The sequence below is a fragment of the Sorangium sp. So ce363 genome (genome assembly GCF_051520435.1).
GTDB lineage: Bacteria > Myxococcota_A > Polyangia > Polyangiales > Polyangiaceae > Sorangium > Sorangium cellulosum_B.
The window spans coordinates 11,774,494-11,787,857 of record NZ_CP150333.1; the positions used below are offsets into that span (position 1 = coordinate 11,774,494).

The following is a 13,364-nucleotide window of genomic DNA, read 5'->3' on the forward strand; positions in this document are numbered from 1 at the left end:
GACACAAGCCGCGGCCGCGTCGATGTCCCAGCTCGCGCCGGAGATCACCCCCGGCCGAAAGGACAACGATGACGATTGGATCCGAGATGTCGGCCGCTGCTCGCTCTGCGGAGCGCGGCTTCCGCCCTGGGCCCTGCGCGAGCGGCGCGCTCGGTCAGCTGTTCACCGACGCGCTCCCCGCGTCCCACGAAGCCCTCCGCGGTGACGGGAGGCGGTGGTGATCGCGAAAGAGAAGGAGGCCGAGGTTCTGCGCCTCTATCATGGTGAGAAGTGGCCCGTGGGCACCATTGCCGCTCAGCTCGGGCTGCACCACACCACCGTTCAGCGCGTGCTCGGGCAATCGGGCGTCGACCCGAAGGTCGTCGCGCCGCGCCCGTCGATGGTCGACCCGTTCGTGCCCTTCATCGTCGAGCAGCTCGGCAAGTATCCCTCGCTGCGCTCCAGTCGCCTCTTCGGCATGCTCAAGGAGCGGGGCTATCCGGGCGGTCCCGATCATCTGCGTCGGGTGATCGGCCGTCTCCGCCCCAAGAAACCGGCAGAGGCATTTCAGCGGCTGCGCACGCTGCCCGGCGAGCAAGCGCAGGTCGACTGGGCGCACTTCGGCAAGCTGGCTGTCGGCCGGGCGCTGCGCCCGCTCTGGGCCTTCGTCATGGTGCTCAGCTACTCGCGGCGGCTCTTCCTGCGCTTCTTCCCGAGCGCGGCGATGCCCTTCTTCGTGCGCGGGCACGTCGAGGCGTTCGCCGACATCGACGGCGTCTCGCGCGTGCTGCTCTACGACAACCTCAAGAGCGCTGTCGTGGAGCGCCACGGCGACGCGATCCGGTTTCACCCCATGCTCCTGGCTCTGTCGGCGCATTACCGCTTCGAGCCGCGCCCTGTCGCCGTCGCCCGCGGCAACGAGAAGGGCCGCGTCGAGCGCGCTATCCGCTACGTCCGCGAGGCGTTCTTCGAGGCCCGGACCTACGCCGACCTCGACGACCTCAACCGACAAGCGACCGAGTGGACCAGCTCCGCAGCGCTCGATCGCTCCTGGGTCGAGGACCGCGCCCGCACCGTGCGCCAGGCCTTCGACGACGAGCGCAGCGTGCTGCTCTCGCTCCCCGACACGCCGTTTCCAGCCCACGAGCGCGTCGAGGTCGAGGTCGGAAAGACCCCCTACGCGCGCTTCGATCTCAACGACTACTCTGTTCCCCACGACCGGACCAGCCGCACGCTCGTCGTCCTCGCCGACCTCGAGCAGGTGCGCATCGCCGACGGCAACGAGATCGTCGCGACCCATGTCCGCTCGTGGGACCGCGGCCAGCAGATCGAGCAGCCCGTGCACATCCAGCGCCTGGTCGACGAGAAGCGCCGCGCCCGCGAGCATCGCGGCCTCGATCGCCTCGCCCGCGCCGCCCGCAGCAGCCAGGCATTCCTGCGCATCCTCGCCGAGCGTGGAGACAACGTCGGCAGCGCCATCGCCCGGCTTCTGCACCTGCTCGACGCCGTCGGCGCCGCCGAGCTCGAAGAGGCGCTCGTCGAGGTGCTCGAGCGCGACACCATCCACGTTGGCGCCGTGCGCCAGGTGATCGACCGCCGCCGCTCCGAGCGCCACCTGCCGCCTCCGATCTCGATCCCCGTCACGCGCGGCCAGCACGCCGCCCTCGTCGTCACGCCGCATTCGCTCGCCACCTACGACGCCCTGAAGAAGGACCCGACGCCATGACCGATCTAACGCCCACCGAGACGAAGGCCCGCCTGAAGGGCCTCGGCCTGTTTGGTCTGCTCGCGTGCTGGGAGGAGCTCGCCGACAAGCCCTGGCTTCGCGAGGTGCTCGCCATCGAGGAGCGCGAGCGCCACAAGCGCAGCCTTGAACGCCGCATCAAAAACTCCCGCGTAGCCGCCTTCAAGCCCATGGCCGACTTCGACTGGTCCTGGCCCAAGAAAATCGACCGCGAGGCCGTCGACGACCTCTTCGCTCCCGGCTTCATCACCGCCGGCCACAACGCCGTGCTCGTCGGCCCCAACGGCGTCGGCAAGACCATGATCTTGAAGAACGTCGCCCACCAGGCCGTCATCCGCGGTCACACGGTCCGCTTCTCGACCGCGAGCGACATGCTCGCCGACCTCGCCGCGCAGGAGTCCTCGGCCGCGCTCGCGCGCCGGCTGCACCGCTACACGGTTCCCGCCCTCCTTTGCATCGACGAAGTCGGCTATCTCTCCTACGACGGCCGCTACGCCGACCTGCTGTTCGAGGTCGTCACTCGTCGCTACGACGCGCAGAAGCCGATCCTGCTCAGCACGAACAAGGCCTTCTCCGACTGGGGCCAGGTCTTCCCGCACGCCGCCTGCGTCGTCACGCTCGTCGACCGGCTCGTGCACCGGGCCGAGGTGATCGAGATCGAGGCCGAGAGCTACCGGCTCAAGGAAGCCAAGGAGCTGAGCGCCTCCCGCATCAAGCAGCGCCGCGCCAAGAAGCACTGAGCCGCCTCTTCACCGGTGAACTTCACCGGCGTCGGATGCGGGTTTCACCGGCACCGGGCGCGGATTTCACCGGTGAACTTCACCGAACCCCCGCGGATTGCCGCGATCATCAACAGGTGCGACCGGTGACGCCGAAGGTTGCGACGGGAGACGGGCGAACAGGTCGGTGCAGCGAGCGTCCGCGAGGCTCGAACGTCGCGCTGGAGCGTGTTGATGGTGCCGATGTAGGAGATCTGTGGTGAGCGCCTTGGGACGGTCGCGGGGCGCGACGCCGGCCAGGTTGATGCCGCGGGGCGCGACGCCGCGAGCCCCGAGCTCGCGGGCCGCGACGCCGGCCAGGCCCGAGGTCTGTCAGTGATCATCGCGTCCCGCGTCGGGCCGGTGAAGATCGCGGCCCCGTGATCGCCGGCATTCACCGTTCACTGCCGGCACCTACGCCGATCTGGGCCGCGCTCGCCTCGGCGGCGTAGACGTTGCGCCCGCCGAAAAGTCGAAGGCCCGAGGGCTGCCACCCTCGGGCCTTCTGGAGCTCCGCGTTGCCGGAGTCCCCCACCTTCATCACAAGCCGGGCTCCAGGTCCAGAAAGCGGCGGCGTGGAGCCCGTTGCCTTCGTCCGCCTACCGCCTCGCCCTCTGCATCCGCTGCCGCGTCCAGCTTCGCCTCTGCCGTCGCTGCGATCGCGGCCAGCGCCTCTGCCCCGACTGCCGCCCGATCCAGCGCCGTGAGTCGCTCCGCCGCGCCGGGGCCGCCTACCAGACCCGGCCTCGCGCTCGCCGCCTCCATGCCGCTCGCCAGGCCCGGTATCGCGACCGGCAGCGGGACAAGTTCTCCGCGCAGAAAGTGACGCATCACGGGCTGACGGAAGCCGCGGCCGCGTCGATGTCCCAGCTCGCGCCGGAGATTACCCCCGGCAGGAAGGACGACGATGACCATCGAATCCGAGATATCGGCCGCTGCTCGCTCTGCGGAGCGCGGCTTCCGCCCTGGGCCATGCGCGAGCGGCCCGCTCGGCGAGCTCTTCATCGACGCGCTCCCCGCGTCCCACGTGGGCCTCTCCGGTGACGGGAGGCGGCGGTGATCGCGAACTGGCCACAACGCTGTGCTCGTCGGCCCCAACGGCGTTGGCAAGACCATGATCCTCAAGAACGTCGCTCACCAGGCTGTCGTCCGCGGCCACACGGTCCGCTTCTCGACCGCTAGCGACATGCGCGCCGACCTCGCCGCGCAGGATTCCTCGGCCGCGCCCGCGCGCCGGCTGCACCGCTACACGGTGCCCGCCCTTCTTTGCATCGATGAAGTCGGCTATCTCTCCTACAATAGCCGCTACGCCGACCTGCTCTTCGAGGTCGTCACCCGTCGCTACGACGCGCAGAAGCCGATCCTGCTCAGCACGAACAAGGCCTTCGCCGACTGGGGCGAGGTCTTCCCGCATGCTGCCTGCGTCGTCACGCTCGCCGACCGGCTGTGCACCGCGCCGAGGTGATCGAGATCGAGGCCGAGAGCTACCGGCTCAAGGAAGCCAAGGAGCTGAGCGCCCTCCGCACCAAGCAGCGCCGCACCAAGAAGCACTGAGCGGCCTCTTCACCGGGGATTTCACCGGTGAACTTCACCGAATTCCCGCGAGTTGTCGAGAGCATCTACATCTGGCGTCGCTTCGGGGTCCCTCAGTCCGGTCTCGCCGCCGTTGCCGGTGCCCTGCCGTCGCTTTCGCATCGCACGCCAAGCCTATGTCCCTGGCCTGCTCGACGTCAGGATGGGCTCCGCCGAACGGATACGAACACGTCGGTCCGGTTCTCGGCCGGGTTGTCGGTGACCACCCCCCGACGAAGTTGAGCGAGGGGCTCTCCGGCAGCTCGACCCCAGCCGCGAAGATGCGCCGGACGGCGAAGAACAGCGTGTCGATTCAGCGAGCAGGCCTTGCTCGACCAGCTCGAACGCGCGCGGCGACGGCGAGCTACGTCCGCACCTCGTTCAGCGGAGGATCTTCCGCAACTGCTTTCGCCCGCGGTGCAGCCGCTTGTTCGTCGTGCCTGGATGGCCACCAAGCTCTGCTGCGATCTCCTCAGCGGTATTGCCCACGGCGGTGCCCGCGAGCACGGCACGGAGCTCGGGCTTGAGCCGCTCCAGGCAACGAAGCGCCATCCGGGCCTCCACCTGGCCGAAGGGCGACGGTGCATGCCTCGCTATCCCTGGAGCCGCGAATGCCGCAAGCTCCCTGTACCACCGGTATAGGCGCTCCCGGTAATGGAAGATGTGGTGCCAAGTAACACCGAAGAGCCAGCTCTGTAGAGCCTTCTTCGGCGGCACCTCCGGACGGGGCCGAAATCCTCCGCCTTCCACGCTGCGCCAGGCCGACAGGAAGATCTCCTGCATGACATCAGGCTGGTCGCGAGCGGGTACGCCGAACTGGCGCAACACGGCATGGATCACCCTCGCGTGCCGCATGATGGCCTCGAAGGGAACGTGTACTGCCGGGGGCGCACCAATCTCGACTCGACGTGACATGCGCCTATGCTCCGCCACGGCTTCCTTGCGTATCATGGACCTGCTCATTCTCCTGGCCCGGCGCAGGGCGGATCTCGGCCTGACGTCGCTCAAGAACGCCGCCGCCTCCACCGCTGGCTATCTGTCGCTAGGGCCGCCGCCGATTCAGCGAAGCTGCAGCAGCAGCGCCTCGCGCTCCCGGGCCAGATGACCCCGCGGGAACTCCATGGCGTGCATGTCGAGCAGGCGTCGCGCCTCGACGTCAGCCCTGGCGTTGTAGGCTTCGATGGCCTTGCGCGCCTGGAGGATCAGGTTCTTCTCGCGCTCGCTCGCGACCGGGCGTACGGCGCGGACGGGCGGCGAGGAACGCGCACCTGCTGCGGCCGGCGAAGCGGGCTTGCCGTTCATCGCGGTCAGTGAATGCCCGCCGGGCGCTGCGTTGCCCTGCACCACGAGCGAGGCCGTGGCGACCGCACGGCGTGCGTCTGGCTCGTCGAGGGGCGGCGCGGTGTGCTGCTGCGGGGGCGTGGCTGCACCGGCGTGGATCGCTGCCGGCCGTAGCCACGGGGTCGTACTGGCCGAGCCTGACGAGCGTGGCGCTGTCGCGACTACGGCGCCCGTCAGCACGACGAGCGCCGCCTGCGCGAAGACCTTCGCCCCGACCTTCTGCAGGTGCAGCGCGGTCGTCCACCACGAGCGACGGACCAGGCCTAACGCCACCGGAACGCAGGGCTCCTTGTCCCAGCCCCGGAATTCTTGCTGCGCCATCCAGCGCCGCTTCGCCTCGTCCAGCTGCTCGCGTGCCCTGCGGTGCTGGCTCCTCACGGTGTCCAGCTTGAGCCCCAGCTTGGCGGCGATCTCGGCGAGCGACTTCTCCTCGAGCTCGTGCTCGACCAAGAGGTCGCGGTACTTGGGGTCGACCTGCTCGATCAGGTCGCGCATGGTCGCTTCCCGCTGCTCCCTGCGGAGCAGGGCTTCCGGGCTCGGTTGGTCCCCGCGGAAGTCGTGCTCGTCGAACGGGGTCAGGACCTCACCCCGACGGCTCGCGTCACGTAGGTGCCTGCGGGCGAGGTTCAGGGCGATGGTGACGGAGTACGGCGCTGGATCCACGCCCGTCTCGAGCCGCCCTCTCGCCTCCCAGTCTCGTAGGAGCGCTTCCTGCGCGAGGTCCTCGGCGTGTCGCGCGGGGACACCGACCCGCCTGACGAGGCGGCGGAAGCGCTCGAAGTGGGGGGGAGTTCGTGCTGGCTTGCCCACAGCTCGTAGCACCCCTGAGCTGGCCGGAAGGGTTCAAGAAAGAGCAGGGTGGGTCAACTTTGGTAGGATAATGTGCGCTTTGTGATGTGCGTACCTGGGCAGCTCGACTGCTCGGAGGGGCGACGAGCTCCTTTGCGTCGTCGGGTCGATCTTTGCCTGGAAAAAGGTCGGTTTCCTGCGAATTTGTCGCCGTTGACGCCGCGCGTCCGGCGTAAGTACGGTCCGCGCATGCGTGACGTTGCGCCTTCGGTGCTGTTCTGCCTGATGATTGGCGCCGCAACCAGCTACACGAGCTCGGCCAGCGCCGAGGACATTTACTCGACGCTGGAGCAAGGCGGCAACTCGACGGAGAAGGACCTTATTCGCCGTGCACAGAGGGCCCGCGACGCAGGGCGGTGGACCGAGGCTCATGCGGCCTACAAGGCGGCCCTCGAGGCCGCAGATCCGCCGTCGAGCACGGAGAAGGAGCGCGCGGAGATCGCCGGAGAGCTTGGCCTGTGTGAGCTCGAGCTGCGCAAGTACCGTGACGCTGCGGAGCATCTGGCCTGGAGCCTGGATCAGCGCAACATCCTCCCCCTTCAACTACAGCTTCGGTTCGAGGCCGGGCAGCGCAAGGCAGCGCCGCACGTCGCGACCCTCTACCTGTCCGTCGACCCGCCCGATGCCGAGGTGCTCATCGACGGCAAGCCTATCAGCGCACCAGCGCGGACCTACAGGCTGTTCCTGGATCCCGGACAGCACATGGTGCGGGCCAGGTTGGCGGGCCATGAGGAGGCGTTCGCGTCGTTCGACGCGCAGGCCGGGAAGCCGACGACCATCTCGCTGCAGGTGCCGCGCGCCGCAGCGCCGGGCGCTCCTGCGAAGGAAACGTCGATGCGGAGCTCGGCGCCAGGGGCGCAGGCGTCGTCTTCCGTGGAGCCCTCCTCCACGGCGTCGAAGCTGCGCATCGCTGGCGCGGTCGTGGCAGGGGCAACCATGGCAGCCGGCGGCGGATTGCTGATCTGGAGTGCGTACACCGAGGATGAACTCCACGACCGAGCGACCGCGCTGCGCGGCGCGGACAAGGATGCGAGCCGATGTGCCGGCTCCAATGCACCGCGCGCGTGCTCGGAGCTGCGCGACCTGCAAGAGAAGCGGGATCTCCTGAAGACAGCCGGATGGGTGACCCTGGCCTCGGGCGGCGCGATCGGTGCGCTGACGCTAGTGTCTCTGCTCGTGGACCGCACCTCATCGTCCAGCGATGGGGTGCGTGTTGTGCCCACGGTGAGCGGGCAGCGCATGGGGCTTATGATGGCGGGTGTGTGGTGACGAACGTGGAGCTTCGGAGCATGGATACCTCATCGAAAGGTCGACGCCGGGTGGCTGTGGCCACCTTGGTGCCTATCGCGCTCGGGTTCGGAGTCGCTTCTGTCGTATACGGGTGTTCCTCCGGTCACGAGGACCCAATCTGTGGCGACGACCCCACGGTGAAGCCTCCGCAAGATGGGTGCGGCCTGTTCGTCAGCGCAAGTCTCGGCGACGACGCGAATCCAGGAACGCGCGCGAAGCCGCTGAAGACACTGCGCAAGGCCCTCGAGCTCGTAGAGGCGGGCAGTCACCCCCACCATGTCTACGCGTGCGCGGAGACCTTCGACGAAAGCATTGGGTTCTACGACACGAGCATCTGGGGGGGATTCGACTGCACGAACGGCTGGCAGCACCTCGGTGCCGATGCGAAGACGGTCATCGCCCCGAATCAGCCCGAGCGTGAAGTCGTGATGTTCGGAGGGCGGGGAATCACGCTCGCAAACCTGCGGATCGTGGCGCCCGATGGTAACGAGATGGACCGAACAGAAGCGTGCTCGATCGGAATCGTCGCTGTGCGCGATGAGGCCGAGCTCAAGCTCGTTGCGAGCGAAGTCATCACAGGACGGGGCGCGATGCCGGGCGGCAACTCGATCGGGATCTATCTCTCCGCTGGCAGCGAGATCGAGGTGATCGACAGCCGCATCGTCGCAGGTGACGGAGCCGACGGTGAGCCCGGAGCTCCGGCGGAGGACGCAGCGGCGGCCGATGGGCGGCCTGGACACGTGGGAGCCGACGCGTGCACGGTCGATGACGTGGCCGCAACCCGAGAGGTCACAACGGAGTGTGACGACGAAACCTCGGTCAGCGGCCAAGGCGGCCCCGGTCTGCCCGATGAGGGCTTCAACGCAGGTTATGGGGAGCCGCTGCCCGACCCGAACCCGACGGGCGCCGGTACCGGGGGCGTCGGTCAGCAGGGAAGCATGGCGTGCACCGACGGCCAGCGCGGCCTCGACGGTGCGGCGGGTGTGCACGGTCAGGGGGCAAGGCTTCCTGGCGTTGTGGGATGGGTCCGCACGCTGGGCAAGGGTCAGGACGGGACCCTCGGACGCCCGGGTCAGGGGGGCGGAGGTGGTGGCGGCTCGCGCGGCGGTGCGACCGCCTGTGGTGCCGGGCCGGTCGGGGGGGCGTTTGGCGGCTCCGGCGGTTCCGGAGGTTGTGGCGGCAAGCAGGGGACAGGCGGTTTCGCCGGAGGAGTGAGCGCTGGCATCGTCACAAGAGGTTCGAAGGTCACCATCCGCGGATCGACCCTTCAGACCGGCCGTGGTGGTCGGGGTGGCGCGGGAGGGGCGGGACTGCCAGGAGGAAGCGGAGCTCCCGGCGGTGAGGGAGGCGGAGGCGTGCCCGGGGCGCTCGCGGGATGCCGCGGAGGCGATGGCGGCAACGGGGGGCCCGGCGGTGGCGCAGGCGGCGGGCTCGGCGGTCATTCGGTAGCCATCGCGTATCTGGAGACCGCGGAGGTTACGCGCGAGAACGTCCAGGCGACGTTTCTCCTTGGAACTGCTGGGGAGGGAGGGGACGGCGGCGATCCGAATGTCACGGAGAGCAAGGGCGACGATGGAGTGGCGGCCGAGTTCCTGCCGTTTGCGGCCATTGATCCGAACGACCCAGACTCTCATGAGCTGCAGTAGGGGGCGCAATGTGGGAAGAGATAACGAGATGGGAATCGAGCTTCCGCGCGCTGGGTGCTCGGCCTTTGCTGTTCGGAGTCGCTTTGTTCAACGGGAGCGCGGCGCTCGGATGCGGTAGCGAATCGGGTGTGTGGGAACGTTGCGAGGAGACCCTCACATGCGCGCCGGTGGAGTCGTGCAACGCGGATCCCGGCAACGCCGATCGTCCGGTCGACTGCGAGGGCGTGTATGTGGCAGACAAGGGCAATGACGCTAGGCCTGGCACGCCGAATCTGCCGGTACATACGTTTGCGCGGGCGTTCGAGCTTGCCCGCGAGCGTGGCATGCGGGTGTACGCATGCGCCGATACTTTCAACGTAGAAGTCCGCGTGCCAGCGGGTATGGAGGTGTGGGGTGGGCTCGATTGTCGCGATCCCCATGGACAGTGGCCTCTACATCCACTTGGCGAGCTCACCACGATCGCGCCAGATCCGAACCTGATCCCGCTCACCGTCGTGGACCAGGCGGCGGAGCCCTCGCTCGATGCCGACGTGATCACGACGCTGACGAGAATCCGTATGATCGCACAAGATGCCACCGTGCCGGGCGGCGCTTCCATTGCTATGCGCGCCCTGCCGGGAGTGACGGTACAGCTGCGCTTGAGCGAGGTCGTAGCCGGGGACGGTGCAGATGGAGCTCCTGGCGCGGATGGAGGCGTCGATGCAGCACAAGAAGGGGCACCAGGGAACCCGGGAGCGGTGGCGTGCTCTGCCGATACGGTGACGGGAGGGGCGCGAGTCACAACCTCTTGTGACGATGGCGTCTCGTCGGGGGGGATGGGTGGTATCGGCACAAACGATGATGGTGGCGACGGCGAAAGTGGTTCCCCTCTGCCAATCACGAATCCAATGAGCCACGGTCTGGGTGGAACTGGGCAAGCCATCCTGTCCTGCACAGAGGGGAGGGGCGGCCTGGCGGGGGATGACGGCGCGAACGGGAACGGCGCATCAGGGCCGGGTCGGGTCACAGACACGGGGCTGGAAGGTAGCGCAGGCGAAGATGGCCATGCAGGGCAGCACGGTTACGGGGCCGGCGGTGGAGGCGGCTCGCGTGGCGGTTCAGCGTACTGCGGCGCAGGAGCAGCACAGGGCGGCGCTTCTGGCGGTTCCGGCGGTGCTGGCGGCTGCGGCGGCAAGCCCGGAAAGGGCGGCGGTCCAGGCGGATCCAGCATCGGGATTCTGTCTTACCACGCCAGCGTCCGCGTAAGTAAAACCAGCATCATCACGGGTCGTGGTGGAAACGGTGGACGAGGCGGGGACGGCCAGTACGGCGGCGTGGGTGGGTACGGTGGCACTGGCGGAGGCAACAGGGCTGGATCGCAGCCAGGCTGCCGTGGCGGCGATGGCGGGAAGGGCGGCAACGGGGGGCGGGGGGGTGGAGGCCACGGAGGACACTCACTCGCGGTGGCACATACCGTCGACCAGGGCCCTGACGTCGAATCCGACTCTCCGATCAAGTTCGGCATCCCTGGTTACGGCGGGGGTGCCGGCGATCTGAACGCGAACTCGGGCAAGCCCGGTTCCGCAGCCGTCTCGATGGGCTTCCTCGATTAGAGGCGCGACGCTCTCAAGGCGCCGGCCCGGTATCGTGATCCGCCCCATCGCCGACCTCGGGGGCGAGCGCCTCGTCGCCGCTACCGTCCCGCCTGGCCTCGCGGCGGTGTGGCGAGGCGCCGTAGCGAGTCGGCGCGAGCTCGCCCGGCGGATCGTCGCTATCCCGCAGCGCGGCGGTGCGGTGCCCAGAATGGCGCACAGGGAATGACAGCGCCACACGGGTGGTCTCCGAGTCAGGCGTCTTCTGACCCTGTGCATGCGACGAGCGCACGATTGCGACGCTGGGCATCCGTCATACCGAGCCGCGCCACGCGCGCGTCCGCTCCGTCGGAGACGCGCGCAGCCAAGCATTCGACCAAGCGCCGTACCGCACAATGAATCAATGAGAGCAGCAAACGTCCTCGCTGTGACAGTATCGAGCAGCAAGCCATACTGTCCCCACTGTGACGGTATTCCTGCTGAGATTGATGCTGTCTAAGGCGGCTCATCAGGTGTAACGTCGCTGGTGGAGGCGCGGTGTCCACCGCCGCCGCCTGACCTTTGCCAGCAGCCAGCATCGGGGGAAATCGATGGAACCTCACGAGACGGTTCTCCAATCGCATCATGGCGAGCTTGCCGCCCTGCGCGCTCGTGTGTCCAGGCTAGAGCAGACCGAGCGGGATCTGCGTGCCGAGCTCAGCCGTACGAACGCCGTGCTACAGGCAATTCCGTACCTGCTCTGCGTCCACGATCCGGTCGAGAAGCGCAAGCTCTACGAGAACCGCTCGCTGGCCGGCGAGCTCGGATATGCGCCGGACGAAGCGAGCCTCGCGGGCCTCGACGCGTTCGTGACGCTCGCGCACCCCGACGACCAGACCCGGGCTCGCGAGCAGCTCGATCACGCCGGAGAAGGCCAGGCGAGCGACTCGGCGGAGCTCGCGTATCGGCTGCGCAAGGCCGACGGGTCCTGGTGCTGGGTCACGAGGCGCGAGATCGTCCTCGCGCGCGACGGCGCTGGCAAACCGCGCCAGGTCATGAGTGTAGTCCAGGACATCACGGGTCGAAAGGACATGGAGGTGGAGCAGCGCCGCCAGGCCGAAGAGCTCGGCGTGTCGAAGACATTGATTGACAATGCGCTAGACGGCATCACATTGACGTCCATGAGCGGGCAGGTCGTCTATGCCAACACCGCCTTCAAGGCGATGAGCGGCTTCGGCGACGGCGCGGTCGGCTGTGGGCTGACCGACTTCTATGCACCCGAAACCTTCCGCCAGCTCTCTAGCGAGGTCTTGCCGACCCTGATGAAGGACGGCGCGTGGCGCGGCGTCCTCAAGATCCGGCGCCCCGACGGGAGCGAGTGGATGGGGCAGACCAGCGCCTTCGTGGTCGTGGGCCCGGCGGGGGAGCCGACGGGCATGGCGGCGTTCTTCAGGGACATCACGGAGCAGCTCCGGTACGAGGAGGAGACGCTCGCCCAGATGCGGGTGATCCAGGCGCAGCAGGCGGCGCTCCGGGAGCTCGGCACGCCGCTCATCCCGATCGCCGACGGCGTGATCGCGATGCCCCTCATCGGAACGATCGACCGGGAGCGCGCGCAGCAGATCCTGGAGACGCTGCTGAACGCGCTCGGCGAGAAGCAATCGGCGGTGGCGATACTCGATATCACCGGCGTGAAGGCCGTGGACGGAGAGGTGGCCGCCGCGCTGGTCCGCGTCGCGCAGGCGGCGAGGCTGCTCGGCGCCGACGTCGTGCTGTCAGGCGTCCGCCCCGTCGTCGCGCAGGCGCTCGTCGATCTTGGCACCGAGCTCAGAGGGCTCGTCACCTGCGGCACCCTGCAAAGCGGTATCGCCTACGCGCTGAAGCGCAAGGCACGCTCGATGACCGTCTGAGAGCTCCCACGCATCGTCCTCTGCAGTTCAACAGGGAGGTTCGATCATGCGCGCTCACACGACACAGGCTCGTCTGTCCCACGCACCGGGGGAGCTCCCGCGCGAGCTTTCCGCGCTCGATCTCGCGACCGATCGCCCACGCCCGCCCGCGCCTTCGCGATGTCGCGCGTCGGCGTCGCGAGAGCTGCCGCCTCGGCTCGCCCTGGAGCTCGACCGCGTGCGCCGGGGCTCGGGCGCGACGCTCTTCGTCACCCTGCTCTCTGCTTATGCGGCGCTGCTCTACCGCCATACCGTTCAGAGCGAGATCCTGATCGGGACGCCCTGGCCTCGCCGCGGCGGCCGGCGCGCGGCGCCAGGGCCTCGCTATCCGCTCGTCCTCCACGCTCGCCTCGACGAGGAGTCGCAGCACGGCGGCGCGGTGCGCTGAATGGCGCACAGGGAACGACTGCGTCACACGGATAGCTCTATGTATCAGGCGTCTTCTGACCATGTGCGCGCGACGAGCGCACGATTGCGACGTTGGTCATGCGGCACACTCAGCTTCGCCACGCGCCCGCCCGCTCCGTCGAAGACGCGGGCAACCAAGCGATGGACCGCGCTCGACCGCGCAATCGATCGAGTAGCGCAGAAAACATCTTCACGGCGACGCGATGGATCGGCGAGCCATGCTGCCCGGACTGTGATGGTGCCCACGGGTAGATTGATGCTGTCCAAGGCAGCATTTC

General features: G+C 68.3%; 12 protein-coding genes and 1 pseudogene. 9 read left to right on the forward strand and 4 right to left on the reverse strand.

Annotated elements, in window-relative coordinates; all coding sequences use genetic code 11:
- Positions 1-68 precede the first annotated feature (68 nt).
- The 3 genes from WMF12_RS44315 to WMF12_RS44325 are packed head-to-tail and all read left to right on the forward strand — an operon-like array spanning position 69 to position 2,463.
- Positions 69-221 (forward strand): hypothetical protein, encoded by a 153-nt coding sequence (locus WMF12_RS44315; RefSeq protein ID WP_437854727.1) that lies wholly within the window; start codon positions 69-71, stop codon positions 219-221.
- Positions 218-1,705: an IS21 family transposase gene (gene istA, locus WMF12_RS44320; protein WP_437854728.1), complete on the forward strand. Its 1,488-nt coding sequence runs from the start codon at positions 218-220 to the stop codon at positions 1,703-1,705. The genes WMF12_RS44315 and istA overlap by 4 nt, the downstream gene beginning before the upstream one ends.
- Positions 1,702-2,463: an ATP-binding protein gene (locus WMF12_RS44325; protein WP_437854729.1), complete on the forward strand. Its 762-nt coding sequence runs from the start codon at positions 1,702-1,704 to the stop codon at positions 2,461-2,463. The genes istA and WMF12_RS44325 overlap by 4 nt, the downstream gene beginning before the upstream one ends.
- Positions 2,464-2,875: 412 nt before the next feature.
- Here WMF12_RS44325 and WMF12_RS44330 read toward each other — a convergent pair whose 3' ends face one another.
- On the reverse strand, positions 2,876-3,022 hold the full coding sequence (locus tag WMF12_RS44330) for a hypothetical protein (protein ID WP_437854730.1): 147 nt from the start codon (positions 3,020-3,022) through the stop codon (positions 2,876-2,878).
- Entirely contained in the window at positions 3,022-3,396 is a 375-nt protein-coding gene (locus tag WMF12_RS44335) for a hypothetical protein (RefSeq protein ID WP_437854731.1), read from the reverse strand. The genes WMF12_RS44330 and WMF12_RS44335 overlap by 1 nt, the downstream gene beginning before the upstream one ends.
- Between WMF12_RS44335 and WMF12_RS44340 the strand changes: the two genes are divergently transcribed.
- Both WMF12_RS44340 and WMF12_RS44345 read left to right on the forward strand, forming a co-directional pair.
- Positions 3,389-3,541, forward strand: coding sequence for a hypothetical protein (locus tag WMF12_RS44340; RefSeq protein ID WP_437854732.1), 153 nt, complete (start codon positions 3,389-3,391; stop codon positions 3,539-3,541). The genes WMF12_RS44335 and WMF12_RS44340 overlap by 8 nt on opposite strands.
- A gap of 15 nt (positions 3,542-3,556) precedes the next feature.
- Positions 3,557-4,035 (forward strand): annotated as a pseudogene (locus WMF12_RS44345) (ATP-binding protein); the annotation flags it as partial.
- Positions 4,036-4,434: 399 nt separating this feature from the next.
- Here WMF12_RS44345 and WMF12_RS44350 read toward each other — a convergent pair.
- Positions 4,435-5,004: an RNA polymerase sigma factor gene (locus WMF12_RS44350; RefSeq protein ID WP_437854733.1), complete on the reverse strand. Its 570-nt coding sequence runs from the start codon at positions 5,002-5,004 to the stop codon at positions 4,435-4,437.
- Positions 5,005-5,112: 108 nt separating this feature from the next.
- Complete coding sequence (locus tag WMF12_RS44355) at positions 5,113-6,216, reverse strand: sigma-70 family RNA polymerase sigma factor (RefSeq protein ID WP_437854734.1); 1,104 nt, start codon at positions 6,214-6,216, stop codon at positions 5,113-5,115.
- Between the two features lie 216 nt (positions 6,217-6,432).
- Here WMF12_RS44355 and WMF12_RS44360 point away from each other — a divergent pair, with 216 nt between their 5' ends.
- The 4 genes from WMF12_RS44360 to WMF12_RS44375 all read left to right on the forward strand — a co-directional run bounded on the left by WMF12_RS44360 (position 6,433) and on the right by WMF12_RS44375 (position 13,066).
- Positions 6,433-7,512 (forward strand): hypothetical protein, encoded by a 1,080-nt coding sequence (locus WMF12_RS44360; RefSeq protein WP_437854735.1) that lies wholly within the window; start codon positions 6,433-6,435, stop codon positions 7,510-7,512.
- 20 nt (positions 7,513-7,532) lie between these two features.
- Positions 7,533-9,179, forward strand: a complete 1,647-nt coding sequence (locus WMF12_RS44365) for a hypothetical protein (protein WP_437854736.1) — start codon at positions 7,533-7,535, stop codon at positions 9,177-9,179.
- A gap of 2,284 nt (positions 9,180-11,463) precedes the next feature.
- Positions 11,464-12,639: a PAS domain S-box protein gene (locus tag WMF12_RS44370; RefSeq protein ID WP_437854737.1), complete on the forward strand. Its 1,176-nt coding sequence runs from the start codon at positions 11,464-11,466 to the stop codon at positions 12,637-12,639.
- Between the two features lie 46 nt (positions 12,640-12,685).
- Complete coding sequence (locus WMF12_RS44375; protein WP_437854738.1) at positions 12,686-13,066, forward strand: hypothetical protein; 381 nt, start codon at positions 12,686-12,688, stop codon at positions 13,064-13,066.
- The last annotated feature ends 298 nt before the right edge of the window (positions 13,067-13,364 follow it).

Coding starts and splice junctions, on each gene's coding strand:
- WMF12_RS44315 (WP_437854727.1), top strand. CDS start 69: ATGACGATTGGATCCGAGATGTCGGCCGCTGCTCGCTCTGCGGAGCGC.
- WMF12_RS44325 (WP_437854729.1), top strand. CDS start 1,702: ATGACCGATCTAACGCCCACCGAGACGAAGGCCCGCCTGAAGGGCCTC.
- WMF12_RS44330 (WP_437854730.1), bottom strand. CDS start 3,022: ATGAAGGTGGGGGACTCCGGCAACGCGGAGCTCCAGAAGGCCCGAGGG.
- WMF12_RS44340 (WP_437854732.1), top strand. CDS start 3,389: ATGACCATCGAATCCGAGATATCGGCCGCTGCTCGCTCTGCGGAGCGC.
- WMF12_RS44335 (WP_437854731.1), bottom strand. CDS start 3,396: ATGGTCATCGTCGTCCTTCCTGCCGGGGGTAATCTCCGGCGCGAGCTG.
- WMF12_RS44350 (WP_437854733.1), bottom strand. CDS start 5,004: ATGATACGCAAGGAAGCCGTGGCGGAGCATAGGCGCATGTCACGTCGA.
- WMF12_RS44360 (WP_437854735.1), top strand. CDS start 6,433: ATGCGTGACGTTGCGCCTTCGGTGCTGTTCTGCCTGATGATTGGCGCC.
- WMF12_RS44365 (WP_437854736.1), top strand. CDS start 7,533: ATGGATACCTCATCGAAAGGTCGACGCCGGGTGGCTGTGGCCACCTTG.
- WMF12_RS44375 (WP_437854738.1), top strand. CDS start 12,686: ATGCGCGCTCACACGACACAGGCTCGTCTGTCCCACGCACCGGGGGAG.